This is a genomic window from Paenibacillus sp. FW101-FHT12H11 (genome assembly GCF_058790355.1).
Window position 1 is genome coordinate 424,845 of record NZ_JBYTCO010000002.1, and the last position, 24,967, is coordinate 449,811.

The 24,967-nt window shown below is 44.3% G+C and carries 24 protein-coding genes; 1 reads left to right on the plus strand and 23 read right to left on the minus strand.

Features of this window, described 5'->3' with window-relative positions; genetic code table 11:
- Positions 1-12: 12 nt before the first annotated feature.
- The 17 genes from AC3WTJ_RS07630 to AC3WTJ_RS07710 all read right to left on the minus strand — a co-directional run bounded on the left by AC3WTJ_RS07630 (position 13) and on the right by AC3WTJ_RS07710 (position 18,329).
- Positions 13-2,295: a TadE/TadG family type IV pilus assembly protein gene (locus AC3WTJ_RS07630; RefSeq protein WP_492521319.1), complete on the minus strand. Its 2,283-nt coding sequence runs from the start codon at positions 2,293-2,295 to the stop codon at positions 13-15.
- A 14-nt stretch (positions 2,296-2,309) separates the two neighbouring features.
- Positions 2,310-3,347: a TadE/TadG family type IV pilus assembly protein gene (locus AC3WTJ_RS07635; RefSeq protein WP_492521320.1), complete on the minus strand. Its 1,038-nt coding sequence runs from the start codon at positions 3,345-3,347 to the stop codon at positions 2,310-2,312.
- Positions 3,313-3,540, minus strand: coding sequence for a Flp1 family type IVb pilin (locus tag AC3WTJ_RS07640; RefSeq protein ID WP_492521321.1), 228 nt, complete (start codon positions 3,538-3,540; stop codon positions 3,313-3,315). Before AC3WTJ_RS07640 ends, AC3WTJ_RS07635 begins: the two co-directional genes overlap by 35 nt.
- A 15-nt stretch (positions 3,541-3,555) precedes the next feature.
- Positions 3,556-4,422 (minus strand): type II secretion system F family protein, encoded by an 867-nt coding sequence (locus AC3WTJ_RS07645; protein ID WP_492521322.1) that lies wholly within the window; start codon positions 4,420-4,422, stop codon positions 3,556-3,558.
- A 1-nt stretch (position 4,423) separates the two neighbouring features.
- Positions 4,424-5,314: a type II secretion system F family protein gene (locus AC3WTJ_RS07650; protein WP_492521323.1), complete on the minus strand. Its 891-nt coding sequence runs from the start codon at positions 5,312-5,314 to the stop codon at positions 4,424-4,426.
- On the minus strand, positions 5,311-6,573 hold the full coding sequence (locus tag AC3WTJ_RS07655) for a TadA family conjugal transfer-associated ATPase (protein ID WP_492521324.1): 1,263 nt from the start codon (positions 6,571-6,573) through the stop codon (positions 5,311-5,313). Before AC3WTJ_RS07655 ends, AC3WTJ_RS07650 begins: the two co-directional genes overlap by 4 nt.
- Positions 6,570-7,685: a nucleotide-binding protein gene (locus tag AC3WTJ_RS07660; protein ID WP_492521325.1), complete on the minus strand. Its 1,116-nt coding sequence runs from the start codon at positions 7,683-7,685 to the stop codon at positions 6,570-6,572. Before AC3WTJ_RS07660 ends, AC3WTJ_RS07655 begins: the two co-directional genes overlap by 4 nt.
- A 261-nt stretch (positions 7,686-7,946) precedes the next feature.
- Positions 7,947-8,459, minus strand: a complete 513-nt coding sequence (locus AC3WTJ_RS07665; RefSeq protein WP_315949596.1) for an acyl-CoA thioesterase — start codon at positions 8,457-8,459, stop codon at positions 7,947-7,949.
- Between the two features lie 87 nt (positions 8,460-8,546).
- Complete coding sequence (locus AC3WTJ_RS07670) at positions 8,547-10,142, minus strand: protein kinase domain-containing protein (protein ID WP_492521326.1); 1,596 nt, start codon at positions 10,140-10,142, stop codon at positions 8,547-8,549.
- Positions 10,143-10,278: 136 nt separating this feature from the next.
- Positions 10,279-11,316 carry an SAM-dependent methyltransferase gene (locus AC3WTJ_RS07675; protein WP_492521327.1) on the minus strand — a complete coding sequence of 346 codons (1,038 nt, stop codon included), beginning with the start codon at positions 11,314-11,316 and terminating at the stop codon, positions 10,279-10,281.
- A 29-nt stretch (positions 11,317-11,345) separates the two neighbouring features.
- Positions 11,346-12,113, minus strand: a complete 768-nt coding sequence (locus AC3WTJ_RS07680; protein ID WP_492521328.1) for an ABC transporter ATP-binding protein — start codon at positions 12,111-12,113, stop codon at positions 11,346-11,348.
- Positions 12,114-12,135: 22 nt separating this feature from the next.
- On the minus strand, positions 12,136-12,489 hold the full coding sequence (locus AC3WTJ_RS07685; protein WP_127451723.1) for a cyclic-phosphate processing receiver domain-containing protein: 354 nt from the start codon (positions 12,487-12,489) through the stop codon (positions 12,136-12,138).
- A gap of 36 nt (positions 12,490-12,525) precedes the next feature.
- On the minus strand, positions 12,526-13,362 hold the full coding sequence (locus tag AC3WTJ_RS07690) for a deoxyribonuclease IV (protein ID WP_492521329.1): 837 nt from the start codon (positions 13,360-13,362) through the stop codon (positions 12,526-12,528).
- Between the two features lie 15 nt (positions 13,363-13,377).
- Entirely contained in the window at positions 13,378-14,187 is an 810-nt protein-coding gene (locus AC3WTJ_RS07695) for an Fpg/Nei family DNA glycosylase (protein ID WP_492521330.1), read from the minus strand.
- A 72-nt stretch (positions 14,188-14,259) separates the two neighbouring features.
- Positions 14,260-15,666, minus strand: a complete 1,407-nt coding sequence (locus tag AC3WTJ_RS07700) for a ribonuclease H-like domain-containing protein (protein ID WP_492521331.1) — start codon at positions 15,664-15,666, stop codon at positions 14,260-14,262.
- Positions 15,667-15,728: 62 nt separating this feature from the next.
- The gene (locus AC3WTJ_RS07705; RefSeq protein ID WP_492521332.1) at positions 15,729-17,978 is read right to left on the minus strand and encodes a DEAD/DEAH box helicase; all 2,250 of its coding nucleotides are present in this window, start codon (positions 17,976-17,978) and stop codon (positions 15,729-15,731) included.
- Between the two features lie 135 nt (positions 17,979-18,113).
- The gene (locus tag AC3WTJ_RS07710) at positions 18,114-18,329 is read right to left on the minus strand and encodes a hypothetical protein (RefSeq protein ID WP_246068986.1); all 216 of its coding nucleotides are present in this window, start codon (positions 18,327-18,329) and stop codon (positions 18,114-18,116) included.
- Positions 18,330-18,485: 156 nt separating this feature from the next.
- Here AC3WTJ_RS07710 and AC3WTJ_RS07715 point away from each other — a divergent pair, with 156 nt between their 5' ends.
- On the plus strand, positions 18,486-19,088 hold the full coding sequence (locus AC3WTJ_RS07715; RefSeq protein WP_492521333.1) for a nitroreductase family protein: 603 nt from the start codon (positions 18,486-18,488) through the stop codon (positions 19,086-19,088).
- Positions 19,089-19,173: 85 nt separating this feature from the next.
- Here AC3WTJ_RS07715 and AC3WTJ_RS07720 read toward each other — a convergent pair whose 3' ends face one another.
- From AC3WTJ_RS07720 to AC3WTJ_RS07745, 6 genes are all read right to left on the minus strand, one after another.
- Complete coding sequence (locus AC3WTJ_RS07720) at positions 19,174-19,779, minus strand: hypothetical protein (RefSeq protein WP_492521334.1); 606 nt, start codon at positions 19,777-19,779, stop codon at positions 19,174-19,176.
- Complete coding sequence (pilM, locus tag AC3WTJ_RS07725; RefSeq protein ID WP_492521335.1) at positions 19,763-21,370, minus strand: pilus assembly protein PilM; 1,608 nt, start codon at positions 21,368-21,370, stop codon at positions 19,763-19,765. The genes AC3WTJ_RS07720 and pilM overlap by 17 nt, the downstream gene beginning before the upstream one ends.
- Before the next feature lie 15 nt (positions 21,371-21,385).
- Complete coding sequence (locus AC3WTJ_RS07730; protein ID WP_492521336.1) at positions 21,386-22,144, minus strand: prepilin peptidase; 759 nt, start codon at positions 22,142-22,144, stop codon at positions 21,386-21,388.
- Between the two features lie 66 nt (positions 22,145-22,210).
- Positions 22,211-22,678 carry a type II secretion system protein gene (locus tag AC3WTJ_RS07735; RefSeq protein ID WP_492521337.1) on the minus strand — a complete coding sequence of 156 codons (468 nt, stop codon included), beginning with the start codon at positions 22,676-22,678 and terminating at the stop codon, positions 22,211-22,213.
- Positions 22,679-22,701: 23 nt separating this feature from the next.
- Positions 22,702-23,910, minus strand: a complete 1,209-nt coding sequence (locus tag AC3WTJ_RS07740) for a type II secretion system F family protein (protein WP_492521338.1) — start codon at positions 23,908-23,910, stop codon at positions 22,702-22,704.
- Complete coding sequence (locus AC3WTJ_RS07745) at positions 23,910-24,962, minus strand: type IV pilus twitching motility protein PilT (protein ID WP_492521339.1); 1,053 nt, start codon at positions 24,960-24,962, stop codon at positions 23,910-23,912. Before AC3WTJ_RS07745 ends, AC3WTJ_RS07740 begins: the two co-directional genes overlap by 1 nt.
- Between the last annotated feature and the right edge of the window lie 5 nt (positions 24,963-24,967).

Below are 24,967 nucleotides of genomic sequence, written 5' to 3' on the forward strand. Positions count from 1 at the left end.
CCCCCCCAACCTTCAATACGCTACTGCAGCTGAGCTGGAGAATTGGCATCGATTCCCTGTCACTTTGCAGCCTAATAACCCGCTCCCATCCAACAGTTTCATGATTTGAGGAATAAACCACAGCTTAATATCACTTGAGGCGTTACCCTGCAAATATGTCGTAGCTTGCATTAAATCCCTTCCGGTTTCAAGCTCTAAGAGCGCCTGCATTCTAGCCATTTGCTTCGTGTTATTGCTATGTATGAGCATAAAGACCCGTAAATAATCCTTATAAGTCAAACTTAAGGCTGGGGCTGCTATTTTTGCGGATAGCTCTACAGCTTCTCCATTCACCAGCTTTGTCATGTCTTGGAAAGCCAAAACGGCCCCTTCTGCGGCTGCTGCCAGAAGTACCAACAGCGGAGAACCAATATTAAGCAGTTCCTTTTTGGGATCGAGCAAAGCCTCGACGGTTCGAATTGCAAGACGAAAAGAGAACATTTCCGCATAAGCCGACGAGATATTCGCTGAACAGGAGGAGAATCCATATAGTAAATATTCTACCTCTTGGTTTACTAACGCGTGTTTTCTCGGGTCTGCTCGATCATTAAATACTGTGGAACTGCCTGTTTGATCTTTTTCCAAGCCAATCGTCCGGTAATTAAATTTAGTAAGCGCATATTCATTCACATATAGCTCGTTACGCATAACCTCCGCCGCATTGTTGAAGGCTGCAAGCATATCCATTGCTTTAAGGCTAACCGGTTCAGATTTCTCTAGATCGTAAGCAACTTCGCTGCCGATAGTGGCTTCCTGTGCGTTAGCCTCACGATATTTCTGGTAGAATCCTTGGCTGGATGAAGATGATTGCGAACCAGTACCTTGAAGACGATCATAAAGTTCATCGTCACTACTCTGAGCATTCACTAAGCTGCATCCACCGATCGATTGCTTCGCTTCATTCAAAATCGTTTGAATCTTACTTTTTTGCTGCTGTTTATTCGCTGAGATCGCACTGTTTTGTTCCATTCTCGTTCTCTCTAATATGCTTTGCTTGTTATAAAATTCTTGCGATTCCGTCCAGTGAGCATCATTAGCCTGATTGGCTTTGTTTGTATTTTCAGCAGTATAAAGTTGTATGGAATCAACTACCTCTTGAAAAGCAGTAAATAAGGCTGTAATGCTTGCAACAGCTGTCTGGTACTTATAGAAGTATTCATCGCCCAGCACAGACACACTCTGAAAAACTTCGTTTGCACTAGTCCCCTCTGTATTAGGTCGTGAAGTAATCCCATTAAGTTTCGTGCGAATTCCATCGTTTTGCTGCTTAGCCGTACGTAATGCTGGCTCAATCGCCTGCTGCAACAACCCAATTTCTTTGGCATTTGCCAGAGCATCGAGCTTTGTAGCGGCAAGGAGAGCCACATATTTAATAATTAATTGCAGCAAATTTTGAAGATCATTCAGCTTTTGAGATAGTAGCTGAGCTTGAGTACTTAATGCCTGACGGGATTCCAAAATAGCCTGCATGCCTGCCACACCGCCCGATCCTGCTCGGCTGATCGCGGCAATGGACATATCCAAGTCTCTTATCGATGCCTGAACAGATTGCAGCTGATTTTCTACTTGAAGGATTTCATTTCGCACCTCATCTGCAGTATGGATACCAATTTGGGAGGCTAAACTGTCCAATTCTGCGATACGGGTTTGATAGTTACTATGGAATAGGCTAGTTTTGCGATAAAGCTCTTCACTGCTCTGCCAAGCTTCATCCAACTGCTTTTCTCTTTGATCTATAAGCTTCTCTAACTCAGCAGCCTCCTTAGAGAATTGGCTTCCAAACTGAAAGGGAGCTTTCGTCCCTGTTTTGCGAAATTTATCCGTAATCTCCAGCGTGAACTCGATTGGCGCCTTGATTTTCATATCCTCCAACAATTGACGCTCAAAAATTTCATGGCTGGCTAATGCATAAACAGGTGTCACACGATCTCCATCATCGATAGGTTTAGTATCCACATAATGAAAAGCGCCTGTCGAAACTTGACTTGACAAATTATTAGCAAAAACGGTTCGAAAAACTTCCTCTGATTCCCCTTGTGAGATCCCCAGACCATATAAGCCCATCGCTTGAAGCTTTGTATCAAAAGATGACATCACTGAGCGCGCAGCGGCCTTGACCGCTGATTCGGTCTCTTTTTCCGCCAATTTAATTCTGGCAAAATCAATGAGTACCGCTTGAAATAAAAAGACCGGCACAATGATTAGAATCAGATAGACGGAAACGGCCCCTCTTTCTGATCGAACGAATCTCTTCAAAAACTCCCCCCATTCTAATTATGAATAACAACGACGATCCCTTTCCGCTCAAGCTCTTTTCGAAAAGCATTGGAGGGCATACCTTTACCGCCGGCATCTTTTTTAAAGAAATGCCACACGACACCCTTCACTTGTGTGCCTTGTTGGATAAGCTCGAGATCCTTAGGAAGCTGCTCCATTCGAAGCTGAGCCTCTGTCAAACTATAAAAGGCTTGATGGCCAATTCCGCGAGCATCCAACGCGTCGACTGTTCTGCTTTTACCGGACTCAGTCGTCAAAACCACCTCCGTGCCACTAACCAAAGATCGCAAATACGCCGCAGCCTGCCGTTCCGACTTAATCGTTATACTCGGACCTGACAGATCACTTGGGGTAGGTTCTGCTAGCGCCTCTCGTGCTTTTTGAGGAGAAATCCGGTCCTTAATCGTTTTAAAATACGTCCGTGTAATATCCGTTAATCGGATAAGTTCAACCGGCTCTACCACGTGCGAGACAGCAGTTCCGCCTGTTTGATTAGCCCTAAACCATTTGCTCATAACAGGCGAGATATGAAATGGTTTTTGGAGTTTCACCTCGACTTGTTGGTCTAGAATAAAATTAGAAAACTTAGCTGATCCCGTAACACCTTGAGGCAGCAATTCAGACGATTTAGCCAGCTTTCTCTCGACGAGATCGCCGGCAGCTGCCGATGGAAGTGCAATTTCTGATGATTCGTTCGACACCAGTCTTCCGAATAAATCGGATACGTGGTTTTGTGTAAGACGAAAGTAAAGTCCATCCGTCTCCGAAGGGTTAAAGTTGCCTGTCAATATATCTTTGTGGCTGTTATCCCAAGTAAAAGATAACCGTTCAGCTGCTGTTCTGGCGATTTGTTGAAGGTACACTTTTTGATAAGCGTATAAGCTAACGAAAAGGACTGTTATTGTGCAAAATAAGATGAGTGGTAAAACTAGGGACACTTCTAATGTAAAGCTTCCCTGTTCACCATCTCTAAAGTGTTGTCTGCGGTTATGGCGGCTATGGCGCACAGCTAGTTGTCGGACTTGGCGCACAAGGAGCCACCTTACTATTGTCTTTGAGGTCAGAATTGGCATCCCCAATCAGCTTTTGAAACCACGAGACTATCCACTTTCTGAAGATAATTGCTATGGCAACAAGCACAGCTACAATTAATAAAATCTCTAAAGTACCGAGTCCATCTTCCTCTTTCCAAAATGATTTCAACCCTACCATCATGCTTCTCATCGTTTCTTACCTCCATTATTTCATCATCAGTAATGCCGGCATGGCCACAATTACCATCACCACTACAAAAATAAGCACCATGCGAAAAACAAGCTTAGAGGAGGCTTCCTCTCCTAACGTTCGCGCAACCGATTTTCTGCGCTGCCAAAGCTCCAGGGATAGCGAATGAAGCGCCGCTACGAAATCACTTCCTCCACGTTTATAGTTGAGCATCATAGCTGAAGTAAACAAAGACACCTCATGCAGCGCGCAACGTTTGCTAAAGTCTTCCATCACTTTCGAAAATGAAACGTTCATCTCCAATTCATGAACAGCCTGTGCAAGCTCTATGTATAGCGGTGATTGCGCTTTATGAGGTCTAACCTCGACGCAGCGAATCCATGCGCGATTGACGGTATCACCTGCATTAACCAACAGCACGATTGTGCTTAATACTTCGGGCAATTCCATGATCATTAAAAGTTGTTTTTTTCTAATTTTCACATCCAAATCGCGCACCATGAGCATTGGAAGAATGATCGCAACGATGAAACCAAAGCCCAAAAGTGATGCATCGCCCCCTGCGAGCGCCGAGAAAAGAGTGACAATCACAACACATAGCAAACTCATCGAAATAATCTCTGCAAAAAACCATTTACTCCCATAAGCGGATAAACTTCTGCCATATAATTTAATTAAATTATGGTGAATTTTAGACGTGAAATCCGGCAACTTTTCCATCAAACGCAGCTGATCAACGATTAAATAACTGCAAGGAAATAGTAATTTGATCCGAAAGGGATAGGGATGAGCAGTAATGTTATCTGCATATCGTTTGCGCCCCCACAGCAGCAATATGAGAATTACCAACATTTCGAATATGAGCAAATAATTGATCCACATGCTACACCTTGATATTCATAATTTTTTGAGTGAGCACATAACATCCGCCCAGCAAGAGCAGGCTCGCACTCATGATGAGAGTCCCGCTCCCTGAATAAAGAGGCTGCATATACTCCGGTGATGAAAAGGCAAGTACGGCAACAATAACAATGGGAGCAAACAATAGCACCCTCGACTCAAACCGCTTCTGTGCAATCATGACGTTGATATCCTGCGTGATTTCAAGTTTTTCTCCAATGACTGTTGCTGTACGCTTCATGACCTCCACCAAATTTCCGCCTGTACGCTTACAGGTAAGGAAGACGTCCGTGAAACTGATGACATCTTCTAAATGGCTGCGATCCGCCAAATGCTTCAGCGCTGCCTCTATGGGCTCGCCGTTCTCAACCTTTCGGCATATAACGCTGAATTCAGTAACAATTAAACAATCAGGGTCAGGATAAAGCAGCTTTAAGTCTTCTAAAGCCTCTTGAAAAGCGCTTTCAATGGATTTGCCTACGGCCATGCAAGAGGATAAACAGCTGAGCGCTTGTTTGAATTGAACAAACAGTTTATTTTTGCGTAACTGAATTAATTGCTGTTTGCGAATGCGGGGAAACATCAGTCCGACTGCTGAAAATGCGGCAGCAAGAACGAAGCTTTTATAGAAAATATAACCTACAACAAAAGCAGGCAAGGCGAGCATTAGGATGGCGCTCAATTTTTCACGAGGAGTCAATTGATAGCAATTGTAATCTACTAGTGTGAAGACGGAATGGCGTTGGGGTTGGTGCACATCTCGAGTTTTTGCCTTCTTCTCAGCAGAACCGCTGCTTTGCCGGCGTCTCTCCAAGAATAACAGGATCATCCAACTGATTGTTCCCGTCAGGACAATAAGTAATATCATTTTCATTCAGTTCCACACTCTTCCTTTCTGTGTGAAAACCAAGTTGGCAACCTTTTTCCAGCCATACGTATTTTATGCATGCTTCGTATTGGGTTGCCTGTATACACAAGCTCTCCCGTTACCTTAGCGTCTGTCACTTCCCCTCTTTCCTCGAATAAAAACAACGGGTGGAGTTGAACTTCACCATCTTTCATTCCAATGACTTCATGAATTTCTGTCACCTTGCGGGTTCGATCACGAATTCGGCTGATATGAACCATCACGTCAAGTGCCGAAGCAATCTGTTTACGGATCACCTCAATCGGCAAGGAGGCGCCACTTAGCACCATGGTTTCAAGTCTGCTAAGCATATCTACTGAGGTGTTACTATGCCCTGTACTTAAGCTTCCATCATGACCAGTGTTCATCGCAGCTAACATATCTAACGCTTCAGCACCACGAACTTCCCCAACAATAATTCGATTAGGCCGCATCCGGAGCGAGGCGCGAATTAAATCCCGAATGGTAATTTCACCCTTGCCTTCCGTATTGGCGTTTCTGGTTTCCATTCTGACCAGGTTGGGTACGGTTTGTATCTGAAGTTCTGCCGAATCCTCAATCGTAATAATACGTTCATGAGCGGGTATCCAGCTGCTTAACGCATTAAGAAAAGTCGTTTTTCCAGAACCTGTACCACCTCCGATAAAAATGTTATATCCAGACTCAACCAGCACCTGAAGTACTTCTGCAGCCTCCGCAGAAATGCTCCCCATCTGAATCAGATCTTCCATCAGCAGCGGTTTCTCAGGAAATTTACGAATTGTCAACGTCGGACCACTCAATGAGGCTGGCGGAAGCACAATATTAACCCTTGATCCATCCTGCAGCCGTGCATCGACAATTGGTGTTGATTGATTAACGATTCTATTTACTTTAGACACAATCATCTGGATGAGATCCTCAAGCTTTTCCGCACTTTCTAAAGAGTATGCATATCGCTCAACGGCTCCTCTCCGCTCGAAAAATATATGTTCATGCCCATTCACCATAATCTCAGTAACAGAGGGATCATCGATAAGCGGCTGCAAGATGTCTAAACCTCGAAATGAGTCAAACATACGCTTAACCGAAGCGTGTATTTCGTTCGACGTCCATTTCCCCTCCGATGATGCAAGAAAAACTGCTTCTTCAATAAGCTCCATCAACTTGGCATCACTGACCGTGCTTGAAAGGTCAAGCTTTTCTTTAATCTGCTGCTTCAACGTTACGAATTGACTTTGTTTCAAGAAGCTACAGCCCCTTCAGCACTTGAAGCAGGATTTCCTTTGATGATATAAAGAGTTGCAGCCATCTCATAGGCCTGTTCCGAGAATAAACAGGATGCCCACATCTGCTCTGGAGATCTAATACTTTTCCACTCCGGGATATAAGGAAGGTTAAAAGAAATATCACGGCCTAGCTCCGAGAAATCGTTCGTCTGCCTGCCAGTATACTTATTCATTACAAAATGAACGTTATGCATCGCACCCATTTGCTTATACAACACCTTCGTTTTATAAACATCATTCAGATCATCCCGAACCAGCCAAATGATATGATCGCTGACTTCCAGTCCTTTTACGATTCGAGGATGCACGGAAGCTTCCAGATCAATAATGATGTATTCATATTCGTTCAATGAAATAAGTACGTCTATGAGGATTCGAATCTGTTCTCCGCTTATTTCTTGCATTTCCCTGATCTGATCATTAGGAGACAAATAATCAAACCGCAGCTGCGGGTCAACTGATTTCAGTAATTGCAGCTTAGGTCCGAGTAATTCAGGCGAACTTTTCAAGTAGTATATTAATTGTGAAAACCGCCCTGTTTCACCCTTCAGCCAAAGTGAAGTTGAACTAACGGACTCCAGGCTTAAATAAAAAACTCGCTCGCCACGAAAAGAAAGCTGTTTGGCTAAATGAATAGCCGTCATGGTCTTACCACTATTTCCACTGGAGCTATAGATGGAGATGACACTGGTTTTAGTCCCGGGATTGCTTCTCTCCTCGTTAAGCTTTTCGGCATAGAAAGCCTGAAGCCGTGTAAGCAAATGGTGCAAAGATTGAAACCGGTACAAAAATGGAATCTTCGTTTCAACATCCAATGAGTTTGTTATCGTCTCGCATAAAATCATCTTGTGGAGGCTAGATCTTCGATCCAAAAAAAGACGATAATATGTCTCCGACACCAATAACACGCCTACAGCCTGCTTGGCCTCCAAAACTTCCAAGATCAAGTCTGCTTTTGAAAAAAGCTTCACCTGCATACGTTCCCCGAACTCAGAGGCACGTATATAAGAGGCTAATCGTTGCGCATATTCTTCGTCATCATCTAATACGTAGAGTTGGAACTTTTTCATCCAGACCCCCTCCTATATGCTCTAAAATCAAGAGAATTGGCTGTATACGCCACTGCCGATTAATACAAAACCAATCACCCCAAATACGATCGCCAGGCGAATCGCAGTAGCAGCTTTCAACGCATCATCCCCCTTATCCATGAAGGAAAAACAAAAAAAGCACGCGCCGATTTCAGAGACGATCTCCAAAACCAGCGGTGCTTCCGCTCGTCCAACAATTTATCCAAATTGTACCACATTTTACCGAAAAATCAATCCCTTTTATTCCCAAGGATATTTCATCGTGAAAAATCCAGCTAATCTTTTACTTTCGCCTCTACGAATACGTCTCATCTCTGCCCGCTGCGGCGCCGATTCATGCAGTTTCGTCTCTTCTTCTGTTTCGGGAATCACATGAGGCACCTCGACCGGAACCTTATTGTCATCCAAGGCAACAAAAGTCAGAAAAGAAGTCGCGGCAATTTTTCTTTCTCCGGTTTTCAAATCCTCTGTAACGACTTTCACAAAAACCTCCATTGAGCTTTTCCCTGTCCAAGTCACAAATGACTCCAAGCAGACAGAATCCGAAGTATGAATCGGATACAAAAAGTCAACCGAATCGGTTGACGCCGTTACAACGGATCTCCGGCAATGTTTATGTGCAGCAATCGAAGCAATATCATCAATGTAGGACATCAACTTTCCGCCAAACAGCGTGTTGTGATTATTCACATCTGTGGGAAAAATGCGTGATGTTTTGAAGCACCTGGATTCTCTGGCAAATCGTTTTTCCATAACTAACTGCCCCTTTGCATTCAAGCTTGTTTAATCATGCAATATCATAGCATATTTCTCATCCGTTTGGTCAAAATTGGCTATAACTTAACGATTGCTAATCTTTTTTAATTTTGAAAATAAGGAATTTTTCGCCCTCTTGCCTTCATTAACAAGTAAACGACTCTCTGGTAGGAGCTCTTTCAAAAGTGGTGACAACGCCGTCATTAACTGTTCTAACACTTCAGGGCGATCCTGGATGCACTCCCCTTTCCATACTGCACGCATGACTTCCCCTCTAGAAAGCTCCGGCATTGTGCACAACGGAGACGCGGGGAGCGATGCCATCCATTCCTTTTGAAAATGATTTTGCATACTTCCATTAGCAATATAGTGTACTTTTTTCCCACGCAGCTGATAGGAATTAAAGCGCTCGAAATTAGCACGTGAGCTAGGCCGATTGCATTTACCCGGCGAAGCATCGAGAACTACGATAATGTCATCTGCACTATGACAGAGTTCTTGAACGGAAGGATGCTCCCATTGAGTCGATATGTCCCATAGAACGATTGGCTTTTTGATCATATGTAGAAGCTTAAATGAGTCTGCTGGCTGCCATTCTTCATGATATCCGTCAGGATGAGCTGGGAACCATGTTGAATACTCTTTATCCCACGGAGAAGAAGCTAGACTCTGATCTTGAACTCTCATTGAATGAGCGGCAAACTTGTAGTTTTTAGGGGCTTTCAGATCTCCGTATAAAAGCATGTACAAATCAGGTTCGATGGTCGGTTGTTCTACAAGCGCGTTAGAAATGTGGAGGGCGTTTAAAATTCTAGCTAGTGTAACTGCAAGAAATGTCGATCCTACGCCAGCAAAAAGACCTCCGATTACAATTAATTTATCCTGTTGCGGCATTGGATTGGAATGTTTTTGATAATCCGTCGTGTGTGCGGGATCAGGGGAAATGGAACGAAGTCTCATCTTCACTTCCATGGCGGATTGGCAGCGGTGCTGAGGAATCTCTTGCAGGAGTAGCCGTATTGTTGAAGTAAGTGTTTCGGGGAGTTCAGGATTTAATTGATCCAAAGACTTGTTGGTGAGATAAGCATACTGACCACCCGTTAATAAGTAGTAAAGCATGGCACCAAGTGAATATAAATCAGAACGCGCATCGGTTTGTAAACCCATAAATTGCTCCGGAGCAGCAAAGCCAATCGTTCCCAGTTGCATGGTATCGGTCTGTTTGCCTTGTGTGAAATGCCTCGCAACGCCAAAATCAATTAACCTGACTTGCGATTGCTCATTCAGCATGATATTGGAGGGCTTGAGATCCCGGTAAATAATCGGGCGAGGCTGGAATGTATGCAAATAATGAAGGATATCACATAATTGAAAAGCGATCTGGACGACTTTGGCCGTAGATAGTTCTCGCCCTTTTTCTTCAAACAAATCTTGAAGCGTTGGTCCTTGAATGTAATCCATAACCAAAAAACCTGTTCCATCCTCCGTTATCAAATAATCAACCAACTGTGGCAGTTGGGGATGATGAAGCCTTGCGAGCATCTCTGCTTCGTCTAGGAAGGATGCCCCGTCTTGTTCAATTGGCGGGATTTCCTTAACAGCCCACATCTTTCCTTTGAGCTTTTGATCTTCTGCTAAGTAAACTTGACTCATCCCTCCTTGCCCTAACAAAGATTCCATATGGTATCTTCCACCGATGCAAGTTCCAATCCAATTCTTCTTTTGGCTTACGATAAAAAAGCCCCCTTCATCAAGTAATAATTACATTGATTATAAAAGGGGCTCCGTTAAAAATCTACATTATTTTCCAAAAACACTACATCTTTTGCAAATAGAGCGTCAATTCCTCCCGATTGTGAAACAGCTGTTTCGCTTTAAGCAGGAAAAGAGAAGGCTCTAGAATTCGTAAAATATCGCGAACCGTTTGGAACGGTTTCTTATGCATCAGCTTGACTGTAATAATCGCTGTGCCTCCACTTTGCAGGGAATATAGCAAATCTGCTACCAAACGTCCCATTTGGCGGGGATCCCAACTCATGTCACAAACAAGCAAGTCAAACTCTTGATCCCGAAGCTTCACATCGCTTGCATTTTTCTTGTAAATCTTGAGATTAGGGTTGCCAAGGAGCCTTGGACTCATTGCTGCAGGGTCAATGGCCGTAACCTTCAAGCCGCGCTCTAATAACAACGAAGTCCAACCACCTGGTGCAGCCCCGATATCAAGAGCCGTTCTTGCGACACTAAAATCAATGCCAAATCGCTGCTCCGCTTCCAAAAGTTTGAATTTGGCGCGTGAAATTTGATCCTCTTCCTTCATAAAACGAATGGCGCCGCCTGACCAATCCGACAAATTATCGGCTGGTTTAGATATCCCTACAAATAGTTTCTTCGCATTGATGTAGATAGATATAATTTGGTCAGCATAGCGAACTACCGGTTCAGCATGAACTTCCGAAACAAGGATTTCATCTAATGCAGCCTTGATTGTAAATGGGGCATAGGGAACATCGGCGCGGTCTTCTTTACGCACTTGGATAGCTATTTTTTCACCGGAGTGAACAAGTCCTTCTGCATGTGCGTTTTTTAACCATCCTTTGAGATGTTCAAGATCCGCTTCAGTTCCTGAAATCTCCCATTGCTGAAAAACAGGTTGAATATGTCTAAGAAAAATGGGTTCTTGCTCTTTCATTTGTGTTACTGCATCTTCCGTACCTGACGGCACTTCGAATAAAAAAACTTCAGTTGGCACTAGTAAGGTGAACTTGGTCAGCGGAAATAATTTACGGATTTCATCCTGCGCGTACTGTGCAAACCCGTGATTCGAAGAACCAATGTATGTCGTCATTTGTGTCATAGCCGCATCCTTTATCTTCTTTAACTTCTTTAATCCAAAACCTTAATCCACGGTCGATCCTGAAACCATTCCAATTCAATATCCACGTCAAAAGCTTTACGGATATTTTCCGGCGTCAGCACCTCTTTCTTAGGCCCAGCAGCAATTAATTCCCCTTGTTCGATGATGGCAACATGCGTAATTAACGGAATAATTTCTTCAATATGATGCGTCACATAGACGACCGTTATGTCCTGCTTGCTAAGTTCATTGACATCTCTTAAAAAGCGTTCTCTCTCGTATAAATCCAGGCCAGCAGCAGGTTCATCCAAAACCAGAAGAGAAGGTTTCATCATCAAGGACCTGGCAAGCATCACTTTCTTCCGTTCACCCTGCGACAAACTGCCTAATGTTTGATGAGCTAAATGGCGAATTCGTACCCGCTCCAACATAACCATGGCGCGATCCAAAACATCCTGCGGAATCTCTTGATAAAACCTGAGATAGGCATATTCGCCAGTAGCGACAACCTCAATAACAGGATCGCTTAGATTTAGTTTTTCCATTAGCGACTGTGAAATATAACCAATTCTCTTACGAACTTCTCTCACATCGCATTGGCCATATCGGTTTCCTAAGACGTCTACAGTTCCCCGGCTCGGGAATTCGTAACCGTTCATCATCTCGAGCAATGTTGTTTTGCCTGACCCGTTACGTCCTAACAATACCCAGTGTTCACCTTGATGAATATGTACATTCACATCATTTAAAATATGTCGTTCGCCTCGAATAAAATGAATATGCGATAAATGAATCATATCAGGCTACATTCCTTTCTTATTACACTTCACTTTTGTAAATTCCCTGTGCAATTTGCAGCAGCAACTCGTCAGGAACACGGTGAGCGTAGATGCTCGTTCCATCCGGTTTGGCCGTATAAAGCTTCTGATACATGGCCGTACAGGCTGCCTGGCTGGAAGTATGAATATAAATTTGTCGCGGGAATTTCCGCTTCTGGACAAGCCAAATCACAACATCCATGCCTGTCTGCTCGGTAGACCAGCCCATATCGTGATCCAGCGATAAAATATCGATGTCACATTCTTCGAGCAGCAGCAAACACTCCTGTATATTTCTAGCTAGCGTAAACCCTTGGGGACAAGGACGCAGATCATCTAAGTATACATGAATCATCGCTGGATTTCCTTCCCTTCCTGTTCCTACGGATCGTCAGTCAGCGTTACTGAATAAAGTTTTCACGAGAGCAATTTCCTCGGAATGAGTGCCATTGCTCCCTTTTCCCGTTTCGAGAACAACCGGAATATGTCTTAAATAGGTAGAAGACAGCATCTGTCCAAAATTATCAAGACCGATATATCCCGTTCCAATATTCGCGTGACGATCTCTGCGCGAGCCATAAGGATGAAGGGAATCATTCAGATGAACAGCCTTCAAATGGGGGAAATAATCCAGCATTTCTCCTCTACCTTCCAGCTCACCCCATCCATGGCTCGTCCATAAACCGCTGGCAAAAGCATGGCACGTATCCAAACAAAAGCCAATTTTCTCCGGGCGCTGACACAGTTTCCGCACCTGAGCCATCTCTTCCAATGTAAGACCAAGCTGTGAGCCTTCACCGGCTTGATTCTCGAGCAAAATGAAAGACGCCCCCTCATAGCCTTGAGTGGCGCTATTCAAACATTGTATTATATTTTTATAACCTTGTAACGGGTCTTTTCCAACATATTTGCCAAAATGCACCACGAGACCGACAGATCCGCATGCTTCCGTAATTTCAAGCCCGTTCTTTATCAAACTCACCATTACATCGCGCTCAGCAGCATCTGCCGCTGGATTCAACGGGTAAGGTGCATGCCCAATAGACAACATATCATGCTCTCGGCAAAATTCCGCACACCATGCAGCTTCCCGCAGATTTACTATTTTCGTTGATAGACTTCTCGGATTCATCGGGAAATATTGAAAAGCATTTGCCCCCATCGCTAGCGCCGTTTTGGCTGCTCCGCTATATCCGCCCCTTGTACTCACATGGGCACCAACGTACATGACCCTTCAGCCCTTTCACGATTGACAGTTCGCACAATAAAAGCATTTGCGATTAGAAATTTCTGTCTTCAATAGTGGATGACCACAACGTAAGCAGGGCTCGCCTTCACGGTCATATACACGGCATTTCGCATCAAATTGGCCAGTCAATCGATCTCCAACAAATAAAGGTTCATCGATATAGCCGCCATACTGAATGGCTTCGAGAAGAACGGTGCGCATCGCTTGAAATAAATGATTTTGCTCCTCGTTTGTTAAGGATGACAGCTTACGCAGCGGCAAAATACTTGCAATAAAGCAAATTTCATCCGAGTAACAGTTCCCGATTCCTGATAAAAAGGATTGATCAACTAGCGTCACTTTCAGATTGCCATTTTTGCCTTTGAGTAGACTTTGAAATCGGGTCAATGTAAAACCAGGATCCAAAGGTTCAGGTCCTAATTTACTTAAAACCTTCTCAACCTCAGGTATCGTATGCATGTGTAGATAACCTAACCGCAATCCAATGAAGTATAAGTGCTGCGAGCCAAAATGGATCACGACCTGCGATGTTCGATCCGGTTTCTCCTCTTCCGTCCCATAGAACATCCAGCCTCCGAGCATTAAATGCAGCAGCAATACTTCACCGGAGCTTAAAAGAAATAGCAAATGCTTCGCTCTGCGCTCAATTCGTACAATTCGATTGCCGGTTAGCTTTTGGATAAAATGATCCGGATCCACATTCAAGGATTTGGGACGCGTGACTTCCGCCCCTGTAATTGGCGAGTTCTGGATAAGTCTCGTTAACTGCTGACGATATGTCTCCATCTCCGGTAGCTCGGGCATGACAAATTCTCCTTGCCTTTTTCTACCTTGTATATCCAATTGATAGGGAAAGTAAACGGCTGCGTGCAAGACTTAAATTAATCCCTCACTCGCGTAGATGGGCTTCATCTTGCGAGTTTTGGGTTTCGGGCGAGAACCTTCGTGAGGCTCCATGTTCTCGGTTTTTCTCACTTTATTTTTTAAGCGGCTGATACGCTTCTCTAAAGCTTCCTCTATCTCATTATGTTTCCGATCGCCACGATGCAGGGAGCGCCTGCGCCATAGTTTGGCCCATGCTTCCTCTGCGTAAAAAATGGCCTGCGCAAAATTACGCTCCCGATGCTCATAATACATGGCTAACTCCAAATAAGGCTCAAGTTGCAGCGCAAGGCTTGCACCCTTGATTTGGATCCAGCGTTTCCAGAGATCAACAGCACGGGAATAATCGCCTTTTTTCTTATAAAAAGCAGCTAGTTGGAGAATCGCCGATTCATGTTGTGTTGCATTTGCAGGTTTCGTATCATGCATTAGCCTCGAAAATAAATCTTGAAAAAACGTCTCTGCACGTGCCGGACGATTCATCTTATCCAGCCAAAGACCTGTTCGAAATAGCTCTTCTACTTCGATATCGGCGTAGTGTGCAGTATTCTCAGCCACCACGGACTCAGCCTCAACATTTACAAAAGATACTGCCGGTTCTATTTCTCCGCTTAACAGCTTGGAAAAGTGGATAGCAAGAGCTGCCAATGTAACAATATCATGCTCATTATGAACGAAAACGCCTTGCAGGACAGATGGATTTTTCTCTGCCAAATACTGAAAATAAAGGGTAGGCGCCATTGAGCCGGGCACATCGTCCACGCGGTCAAACCCAAGTCGGCTCTCTTCAACTTTGCTCAAACGGCACGAGGGCAGCGTATTCCGCCACAAGCTTCTGGAAGGATATAGAAAATCCAATTGCAGAAGATTCGAATCATCGAGCGTAAGCCGATTAAGTACATAGCGATTCTTTAAGATTGGCCAGTCAAATGTCCGTCCATTATACGAAACGATATGCGTAAAGCGGTCGAGCAGCTCTTGCAAATACACAAGCATGGCTTGCTCTTCCACTGGATTGCGTATAAAAAGCTGTTCCACCGTGAACAGCTCGCCGGTGTAATAACCGATGCCGACCATGAACGGCACGTTGCCCGCCCCGACACCGAGCCCCGTCGTCTCGGTGTCAAAGAAAAGCAGCGCGTCATGCCGGACGGCAGCGCCGCGGTCGTGAAAGCAGACAAGCTGCTGCGCGCAATCGGCCAGCTCCCGCAGCCGATATTTGCCGTGCACGCTGTCTGTGCCGTACACCCGGCGCCGCATGATGAACGAGCCAACCTGGCTCGTCTCGATATGGGCGCCGAGCTGCGCCCATTCGTCGTCGGCCGCAGGCACGGACGGCGGAGCGGCCTGCGCCGCGCCGGGTCCCCGCAGGCGGCTGAGCCTTTCGCGGAGCCCGCTCATCGGGCACCGCCATTCAGCGTTTTCAGACGGATTATACTAAACAGGGGTACAAAACCATACATCTATAATCCCTCCAGTATTCGAAGGGATTTTTTCTTTGCATCCATCCCCTCTATTTCGGTACCAATACATGACGGGCAGCCATCGTCACATGGACATTTTCGAATCAGACTCCTGGCTGCTTCTTTTATCTCATCAAAGCGTTGAAATACGTCTTCCGCTAGTCCAATCCCGCCTGGATAATGGTCGTAAATAAAAATTGTTGGCAGCTGGGAGTGTTCGGCCCGGATTTGAGAAATTACGTGTATGTCGCTGCGGTCACACATTACGTGAATGGGTACGATATGCCTAATCACGTTGGAAATTCCCATTAGTATCTGTTCCAACGTTTTCGTTTCTACAGTTGGGTCTACTTCTTTTATTTCTATCCAGGTCGCGCTGGTATGAAGTTCTTCTTCTGGAAGTTTGATCGGACCGTATCCAATATTTTCAAAACTGGTTAAACGGATTTTCTTAAACATGGTTGCCATAACATTTATCGCAGTGTCGCCGAAATTTATAGAAGTTGTTTGCCTTTTGGCTATACGGTCAATAGATAAAACTTTCAGCTTTACGGCCAAGTTCGCATCTGTGTAATACTCTACGTCTACCTCGCGTACATACGCTTTTTTATGTTCCCAGTCCAGCTTTTCGACTTGAAACTGTGTACCTTCATGCAAATAAATCGCTTCGTCATGTAAAAGAGTCATAGCGCTAAATCTGTCCATCTCACCGATAATTTTTACGTTCGCTACATCCGATTGATCAACAATTACTACGTTTTCCTGTGCGGCAGATCGTAAGCTTACTTCGTGAGCCGGAAACGATTGACTAGCCCAATAAAATGAATCGGCAGCCTGGGTAAGCACTCTCTCTTCTACCAAGTATTCCAGTATATCGGTAATCTCTAACGGTCCGAATTCCTCCCCTATTTTTACTGGAAGTTCATACGCAGCGCATCGTAAATGATCTACCAGGATCAGCAAATTTTCAGGGTTGATTCTGGCAGACTCTGGGGAACGTTCGAAAAAGTATTCCGGGTTCTGGACTACGTATTGATCAATCGGTGTATTGCTGGCTACCATAATAACCAGGGCTTCACCGTGTCGCCTTCCAGCCCGACCCGCTTGCTGCCAGGTGCTGGCGACGCTTCCGGGATATCCAGACATAATACAAACTTGCAGCTGGCCTATGTCTACGCCTAATTCCAGTGCATTGGTACTTACTACGCCCAGGATTTCCCCGTTGCGCAACCCTCGTTCAATTTCCCGGCGCTGGCTAGGCAAATAGCCGCCCCGGTATCCTCTTATGGTTTTCGTGCCTAGTTCATTTTTAACCAGTTCCTGTAAATGACTTAATATGAGTTCTACCCTTACGCGGCTGCGGGCAAAAACGATCGTTTGTACTTTATTCGATAAAAATTCTTTCGCCAGCTGATTCACTTCTACCGTCGCGCTTTTCCGTAGGTTCAGTGGCTTGTTAACAATAGGCGGGTTATAAAATACGAAATGCTTACGGCCCCTGGGTGCGCCATTGTCGTTTATTAGCCGCATAGGTTTACCTGTCAGCTGTTCAGCCAATTCCTTCGGGTTTGCTATCGTCGCCGACGTACAGATAAACAGCGGATTGCTGCCGTAAAATTTGCAGATACGCAGCAGCCTGCGTATTACGTTGGCAACATGGCTGCCGAAGACGCCCCGGTATGTATGTAGTTCGTCAATAACGATATATTTTAAATTGCTAAATAGGCTTACCCATTTCGTATGATGAGGCAAGATGGCCGAATGCAGCATGTCAGGATTCGTAATAACGATATGGCCTACGTTCTTTACAATCTGCCGAATAGCCGGGGACGTGTCGCCGTCGTAGGTAAAGCTTTTGATATCAATTCCCATTTCGTTAATGATTTCGTTTAGTTCGCTTTTTTGATCTTGTGCCAAAGCCTTCGTAGGGAAAAGGTAAAGCGCCCTGCTGGCGTCATCTTCAGCAATAGCCTGTAGAACTGGGAGGTTATAACAAAGCGTTTTACCTGAAGCCGTAGGGGTTACAGCTACTACATTTTCACCCTGTCGGATAGTCTCGTACGCTGTTGCTTGGTGACTGTATAGTTGTTCGATTCCCCTTTTCGTCAGGGCACCCTTGATGCGTTCGTCCACGTTTTCAGGCATAGGCCGGGTCTTCGCTTCTATGGGTTCGACTTCGTGCCAATTAATTATATTTTCATTTGCTCTTAAATTTTGTATTAGTTGTGTAAGATTCTTCTTTCGAAGCAAGGTTAACCCCTCCCTTATAGAACGACTGTTCCCCTCATTATAAACGTCTACAGCAAAATAAAAAAGCCCCAGGAATTGGGGCTAATGAATTGTAAGGCTATCTCTGATTTTAATCCAATGACTACGTTCGTATGTCTACATGAGATCCGATGAATCATCGTAATCATACCGAATCCCTTCGTGATCAGCTCTCGCAACTGGGGCATTAACTTGAAAGGCTTGGCTAGCACTCTCTTGCATTTTTAACAAAACTTCCTGATAATCTCTAGAACGGTGCTCTTCCAAATCATGTTTCATCGCAGTTCTCAAAGCTCTTTCAATGATCACAACATCATGACTAGTAAAATTCACGGTTCCTCGCACCTCTCTCGGTACTTTTATTTCACAACCTCTAGCTTTTCCATAATAGGGTAAACACATACCGAACACGGTTATTTTCAAAAATTCGTATTGTACGAAGAAATCAGGTAAAATCAGGAAGAGTATATAAATAAGGAGGAATTCATCATGACAACATCTTTACCCGCCGAAGTCGAATCCAATCGCCAACCGGATCACGAAATCAATCCGCAATTCCTGACCCGTTGGTCACCTCGCTCATTCACAAAGCAAGAGGTTACCGAAGATGTACTCCTTAGCTTGTTTGAAGCGGCACGCTGGGCGCCGTCCGGCAGTAATATACAACCATGGCGGTTCATCGTTGCGCGTACGGAAGAGCAGCTAGCTAAGTTTCACAGCTTTATTGCCCCTGCTAACCGCGAATGGTGCGAGAAAGCACCTGTTCTTGCTTTAGTCATTTCCTATACCAAGGCCTCTAACGGGAATACCTCCCCTAGCCATGCTTTCGATGCAGGAGCAGCTTGGGGATACCTTGCGCTAGAAGCTAACAATCAAGGATTAATTACACATGCTATGGGTGGCTTTGATCATAATCAAGCCCGTGAAACGCTTCAAATTCCTGAGGATTATCAAACGCATGCCGTGATTGCGATTGGTTATCGCGGACCTGTTGAAGCTTTGCCTGAACGCTTTCAAGAGCGTGAAGCCCCATCAACTCGCCGTCCTGTAAGCGAAATCCTATTTGACGGAACTTTTGGCCAAACACTATAAGTTTGAAAAAAATAACCGCCAGGGAAGTGCCCCTGGCGGTCCCCTCAAGGGAACTAGGTCTGCTAATTGAAAAATATTGAGCAAACTAATAAGGAAGTTCGACTTTATCGACTCTTGATTTGTAGGATGGGTCGAAATAAGCTGTGAACGTAAGATTTACAGTCAATTTTCGCGTTAAATCCTTAGTTAAATTTCCGAAGTTTACCGTATCCACACGTATTAATCGAGATAAAGCTTGCAGTTGTGTGATGGCATCCGTAATTTCATTAAATGTCCCGCCAACTGAAGTTGTCACTCTGACTTCCCTGACATTCGGATACGGGTTTTTACTGTTCGCATCTGTTTGCTGCGTTTGCGTGCTCTTGTCACTCACCACATAGGAGATCGAATTGAAATTAACTTTTGAGCTCGTTTTAATTTGATTTAAATCAAGAGTCAACTGCTCCGTATTGTCCCACAACGGAAGAGAGGCTTGAATGTCTTTTAGAGACGGACCCACATCTTCTTTCTTCTCACTTAACTTCTTCGTTAGCATCTGTATTTGTTTTTCCACGAGTGCCATTTCGTTTTCTTGCGCTTTAATTTTATTGGTAGAAGGCAGTTGTATGAAATAATAGAAAGCAAAAAGACCTAAAAACAACAGAACCGCGAGAAATAGAAAAAGAGACTTCGCATTATTTTTGTTGGACATTCGTAGCCTCCTCTCCTTTCGCTTCCCCAGTTCCCTTAGTTCCCGATTCTTTTGCAGCCGTAGCTTTTTTGAACGCTATTGAGTAATTAACTGTATATTGCTTAGCCGTAGTGGTAATTGGGTTATTCGCAACAGGGTTTGTTGGGTCAATTGGTGTCTCGGCACTCAACGCTGCATTCGTAGTCCCAATCGTCGTCTCGGTCATTGACTGAAGCATGGCATTTTCACCAAAAGACAACTTGCGCAGGTCAAATAAATAGCGGGCCGAATCCTCCATCTTCGCGAAAACGACAGTTAAAGAGATTTGCGATTCCGATGAATAGGAAATGGTGCTGATTTGAGCATCTACCGGCAACGGTTTCTTGATATCTCCGATCATCGCGACAACATCCTTACGGTTCGCCCTCGTCATTGTAATAAAAGCCGCTGGATCCCCCTGAGTTGCAGGTTTTGAGGTTAATTTTGCCTCTGCAGCCGATTTTTGATCATTGAGCGCAGTTAGTCTTGACGCGTTTTGAGCTGCAACCTTCTGATTATCCAAATAATTCGTACCTATCAATGCTGCACAGGCAACCCACACCATCATGCCCAAAATGGCTAATACAAACTTGATTTTCGTCTCCGTTTTCCGATGCGGCAGCAAGTTGATTTGCGTTTTTTGCTTGGAAAATAAAGCGACCCCGATTGCAACACGATACGCATTAGCGCTAAAATCTTTGGACCGTCCGCTCGCATATATATCAAAATCGACCTTTTCTACCTTCAGCTCAGAAAGAGCCTGCTCAAGCTCCAAATGCAGCTGAACTCTGCTTAGATTCGCACCCGTCACGAAAATATGAGAAATTCGGCTTTTCCCCTCTTGAATACTGTATTGATAAAAGCTCAGCATTCTGGATATTTCAGCAATAATTTCCCCGATCTGATCGGGTGTTAGTTCATCATCAACAGCTATATCGTGTTCAACAAGACTAATCGTTCGCATAAAAATGGGATTGCCATTTTGCAGCATGTACACTTCCAGCGTACCACGATCTAAGGAAACCAACATGGATTCCTCAAAAAACTCCTCCTGCTGCGACGATATCGCTCTGACTAGTGCAGTAGCAGATATCTCCGCCGCTTTTACGTGTACTCCAGCATCCTCAAACACTTTTACATAGCTCATAATCAGCTTTTTTGGAGCTGCAAACACTAGTACTAACGTGCTTTCATCATCTTGGCTTACCTTAATGTAATCGTAGACAGGGTCTTCAAAAGGCAGACGTAACGCTGTTTCCACTTCAAGCTCTACAAGCTGACGCAGCTCTTGCGGCTTAATACTTGGAATTCGCATTTTACGAATAATAATTTGCGATGTCGGAATGGCAATGGTCGCTGACGCGCCCCTCAGCTTCTCCGCTTTTACCCATTGTTTAACCTGAAGGCTAAGAGATTCCGAATTGACAATTTGATCTTCAACAATAATCCCTGACGGGATGGGAAGAAATCCGCTCGAGCCAACTTCCCACGACTTTTTCTTTTTAACAGTAACATACCGGACTCCCGTTTGATCTACCGTAATCCCGATTCGCTTAGTACCTAAGCCGAACATATTAATCACACCCTGCTATCCGAGTAATGTTAGGTAAGCTTTTATCATATCCGATCCATAACCGTATGAAATCATAATGCCCAACGCCAATGACGGGCCAAATGGTATCGGTTGTTTTCTCTTGGTGATTTTTAGCAGAAGAAGCAACCCACCTATCAGACTGCCAATCATACATGCCAAAACAAATGCGACCATTATATGAGATAAGCCTAAGACTGCACCACAGACTATAAGGAGTTTGGCATCTCCCATTCCCATACCGCCGCGCGAAAGAACTGCTATTAACATGATAATACCGCCCCCGATTACAGCGCCTAGTACGTAACTCCACCAAGCCTGAGCTCCAGGAAAAATGAAACGTAAAACTATGAAAATTGGAAAGAAAACTATCAATATTTTATTAGGAATAAGCATAAAAGATAGATCTGAAACCGTGATGATAACTAGAAGACTTACCAATGTTAAAGCGACCAACGACTCTCCTGTGATGCCGACATGCATGTAAACCCATAAAAATAACAACCCGGTTGCAAGCTCCCCTAAGGGATAGAGAATGGAAACTCTTGTTTGACAGTGCCTGCATTTGCCTCTGGTAAGAAGATAGCTGATCACCGGGATTAGATCTTTCGCTTTCAGCTTAGTCCCGCATTTCGGACAGGCTGATGGCGGGTTGATGACCGATTGTTTGGCCGGCACTCGCAGCGCAACTACGTTGAAGAATGATCCGAGTACAAGACCGACTATGAAAATGTAGATTGCGATGAGTAGTGTCATATGTTTGGGTCGCTTTCTTTGATTTTAAAAAAGGAATCGGAATGGACCGATTCCTTTTTGGGGTTATTATGGAATTTCAGTAGTATAAGCTGTTGTTGCTGGTACAATCGGTCCTGCACTTGCCATAACACCCTCTGCAGCTAAGTAGAAAGTCCCATCAACAGTTGTTAGAGTTACACCTGTAAGTTGTTTTGAAGTAGGATCGTATTCAACTTTACCTACTGAGATCTTTTTCCCGCTACTAGGCATTGCTAAGTTTCCTTCCAAGTAATTCTTGCTTTGCAATTCCGTATTAAATCTAACAACTGAAGGCATCTCACCTTGCTTTTCTGCAGTTATGTATAACCTCGATGCTTCGTACACTTGGTGGAACATAGCAGCATCTGCTTTACTTTTCTGACTGCTAATTATATTTAAGATCATAGGAACTGCGATAGCAGCAATAACAGCTAAAATAACAATAACTGCTAGTAATTCTATTAATGTAAAACCTTTTTCTTCCTTCTTGAGACGGTTCATCATTTTTACGATCATTGTTTTCTACCTCCGAATTTTTATTAACCAAGATTTGAATATAGACTAAACATTGGAAGCATTATTGCTGCAACAATTGAACCTACTAACCCTGACAAAAGAACTAACAAAATTGGTTCTAGTAATGACTTTAAGCGATCTACAGTGTTCTCAACGTCCATTTCATAGAAATCTGCAACCTTTTCAAGCATCTGATCCAAAGCGCCAGTCTCTTCACCTATTGATATCATTTGTGTAACCAAAGGTGGAAAAACCCATGCTTGCTTTAGTGGTTCTGAAAGTGGATTTCCCTGTCTTAGTGACTCTGCAGATTTTTTAATAAACCCACCAATGACTTTATTACCAACTACTTCTTCAACAATCGCGAGAGACTGTAGCACAGGAACTGAACTAGAATACAAAGAAGATAAGGTTCTGGTCATTAATGCTACAGATCCTTTTTGTTTAAGTTTTCCGAATATTGGTATCTTTAACTTCAAGTAGTCTAATAAATAAGCCCCTTTTTCATTTTTCTTGACAACTTGATAAAAAACTAGAATTAGTAAAAGTGTAATCAACCAAATCAACCACTGATGCTGAATACTGTTACTTAGCTTCAGTACAACTCTAGTAATCAAAGGAAGTTCAGCATGCAGTGACTCGAATGTGGTTACAAACTGAGGAACAACAGATTTTAAAAGATAAATTACTGCAACAATAGACAGTCCACCGACCGTTGCCGGATAAGTCATCGCCGACTTAATCTTCTCCCGAGTCACATGCTCCTTCTCAAAAAACTTTGCAAGTCGCTCCAACGTTCCTTCCAAGTCACCCGTCTCTTCCCCAGCGCGAACCATGTTGACAAACATTGGCGGGAAAATCTTTTTATGCTCCGAGATCGAGCTGGAGAATGAAACCCCCTTCGAAATGTTCGATGCAACCTGCAAGAGCGCTTTGCGAAGCGGCTTGCTCTCGGTTTGTGAAGCCAAGATCGATGTTGCTTCCACGATGTTGACCCCTGCCCTGATCAACGTCGCGAACTGTCGGCAATACACGATAAAGTGAATTGTTTTTACCGGATTACCGATGTAGATTTCCGTTTTGAGAGCTTTGAACTGTTCTTCTTTTACGGAGAGAACGATATATCCCTTTTTGCGGAGTTCCTCGACCGCAGTTGATTTATCTGTGGCGGAGATTTTGCCTTTTACCTGTTTACCGCTGCTGCCTCTTACTTCATACAGGAACTCTGACATTACATCACACCACCCTCAGCAAGATAAGCTCTTGCTGCGATTGGATCAATAAGTCCTTGCTGCATTTGTTCCTTAATCGACATGTCCAACGTATGCATGCCTAAGCTGCGTCCGGTTTGCATGACACTCTTGATCTGATGAATTTTCTCCGAACGAATAAGATTGCTTACAGCCGGTGTATTGATCATGATTTCCGTAGCGCAAGTTCGTCCTAGGCCACCAGGCTTGGGAAACAACCGCTGTGAGATGACTCCGACCAAAACTGCTGCCAGCTGCACACGGATCTGACCTTGCTGATGCGCCGGGAAAGCATCGATGATGCGATCAATCGTTTGTGGTGCGTCTGTTGTATGTAAGGTTGCAAAGACCAAATGTCCTGTTTCAGCTGCCGTAACTGCCGCCGAGATCGTTTCAAGATCACGCATCTCGCCAACAAGAATTACATCCGGGTCTTGACGCAAAGCCGCTCTTAAGCCATTTGAGAAAGACTTCGTGTCACTGCCTACTTCTCGTTGGTCAATAATCGACGCCGCATGTGCATGAAGGAACTCGATCGGGTCTTCCAACGTTACAATATGTTTCTTCTCGGTTCGATTAATGTAATCGATCATAGCTGCCAATGTGGATGATTTGCCACTTCCCGTTGGTCCTGTCACTAAGACAAGTCCTTGTGGTTTTAACGCTAATGAATTAATGACACTGGGCAACTGGAGCTGTTCCAGTGACGGAATCTTTGTTGGAATTGTTCGAATAGCGACGCTGACGCGTCCTCTTTGACGATAGGCATTAATCCTATACCGTGAACAGCCTTCCAGCTCATACGAAAAATCCAGTTCTCCAGCTTGATGGAATCGTTCAATTTGGTCAACATTTAAAAGCGCCTCTGCCATCGAACGAGTATCCTCAGCTTGCAGCGATTCGTTCCCAACTTGCTGTAATGTGCCGTGGACGCGAATGATTGGTGGTGAACCTACAGAAAGATGCAAGTCAGATGCCTTAGACTCATGGGCAATCCTCAATAAACTTACGATCCGCTCTAACGCATTTGACATTTCCC

Excerpts from the sequence above, each read along its gene's own strand:
- AC3WTJ_RS07640 (WP_492521321.1), bottom strand. The coding sequence starts at position 3,540 with ATGAGAAGCATGATGGTAGGGTTGAAATCATTTTGGAAAGAGGAAGAT.
- AC3WTJ_RS07660 (WP_492521325.1), bottom strand. The coding sequence starts at position 7,685 with ATGAAAAAGTTCCAACTCTACGTATTAGATGATGACGAAGAATATGCG.
- AC3WTJ_RS07700 (WP_492521331.1), bottom strand. The coding sequence starts at position 15,666 with ATGAGCGGGCTCCGCGAAAGGCTCAGCCGCCTGCGGGGACCCGGCGCG.
- AC3WTJ_RS07730 (WP_492521336.1), bottom strand. The coding sequence starts at position 22,144 with ATGACACTACTCATCGCAATCTACATTTTCATAGTCGGTCTTGTACTC.
- AC3WTJ_RS07745 (WP_492521339.1), bottom strand. The coding sequence starts at position 24,962 with ATGTCAAATGCGTTAGAGCGGATCGTAAGTTTATTGAGGATTGCCCAT.
- AC3WTJ_RS07740 (WP_492521338.1), bottom strand. The coding sequence starts at position 23,910 with ATGTCAGAGTTCCTGTATGAAGTAAGAGGCAGCAGCGGTAAACAGGTA.
- AC3WTJ_RS07675 (WP_492521327.1), bottom strand. The coding sequence starts at position 11,316 with ATGACACAAATGACGACATACATTGGTTCTTCGAATCACGGGTTTGCA.
- AC3WTJ_RS07645 (WP_492521322.1), bottom strand. The coding sequence starts at position 4,422 with ATGTGGATCAATTATTTGCTCATATTCGAAATGTTGGTAATTCTCATA.
- AC3WTJ_RS07665 (WP_315949596.1), bottom strand. The coding sequence starts at position 8,459 with ATGGAAAAACGATTTGCCAGAGAATCCAGGTGCTTCAAAACATCACGC.
- AC3WTJ_RS07650 (WP_492521323.1), bottom strand. The coding sequence starts at position 5,314 with ATGAAAATGATATTACTTATTGTCCTGACGGGAACAATCAGTTGGATG.
- AC3WTJ_RS07715 (WP_492521333.1), top strand. The coding sequence starts at position 18,486 with ATGACAACATCTTTACCCGCCGAAGTCGAATCCAATCGCCAACCGGAT.
- AC3WTJ_RS07690 (WP_492521329.1), bottom strand. The coding sequence starts at position 13,362 with ATGTACGTTGGTGCCCATGTGAGTACAAGGGGCGGATATAGCGGAGCA.
- AC3WTJ_RS07670 (WP_492521326.1), bottom strand. The coding sequence starts at position 10,142 with ATGGAATCTTTGTTAGGGCAAGGAGGGATGAGTCAAGTTTACTTAGCA.
- AC3WTJ_RS07735 (WP_492521337.1), bottom strand. The coding sequence starts at position 22,678 with ATGATCGTAAAAATGATGAACCGTCTCAAGAAGGAAGAAAAAGGTTTT.
- AC3WTJ_RS07680 (WP_492521328.1), bottom strand. The coding sequence starts at position 12,113 with ATGATTCATTTATCGCATATTCATTTTATTCGAGGCGAACGACATATT.
- AC3WTJ_RS07685 (WP_127451723.1), bottom strand. The coding sequence starts at position 12,489 with ATGATTCATGTATACTTAGATGATCTGCGTCCTTGTCCCCAAGGGTTT.
- pilM (WP_492521335.1), bottom strand. The coding sequence starts at position 21,370 with ATGTTCGGCTTAGGTACTAAGCGAATCGGGATTACGGTAGATCAAACG.
- AC3WTJ_RS07695 (WP_492521330.1), bottom strand. The coding sequence starts at position 14,187 with ATGCCCGAGCTACCGGAGATGGAGACATATCGTCAGCAGTTAACGAGA.
- AC3WTJ_RS07720 (WP_492521334.1), bottom strand. The coding sequence starts at position 19,779 with ATGTCCAACAAAAATAATGCGAAGTCTCTTTTTCTATTTCTCGCGGTT.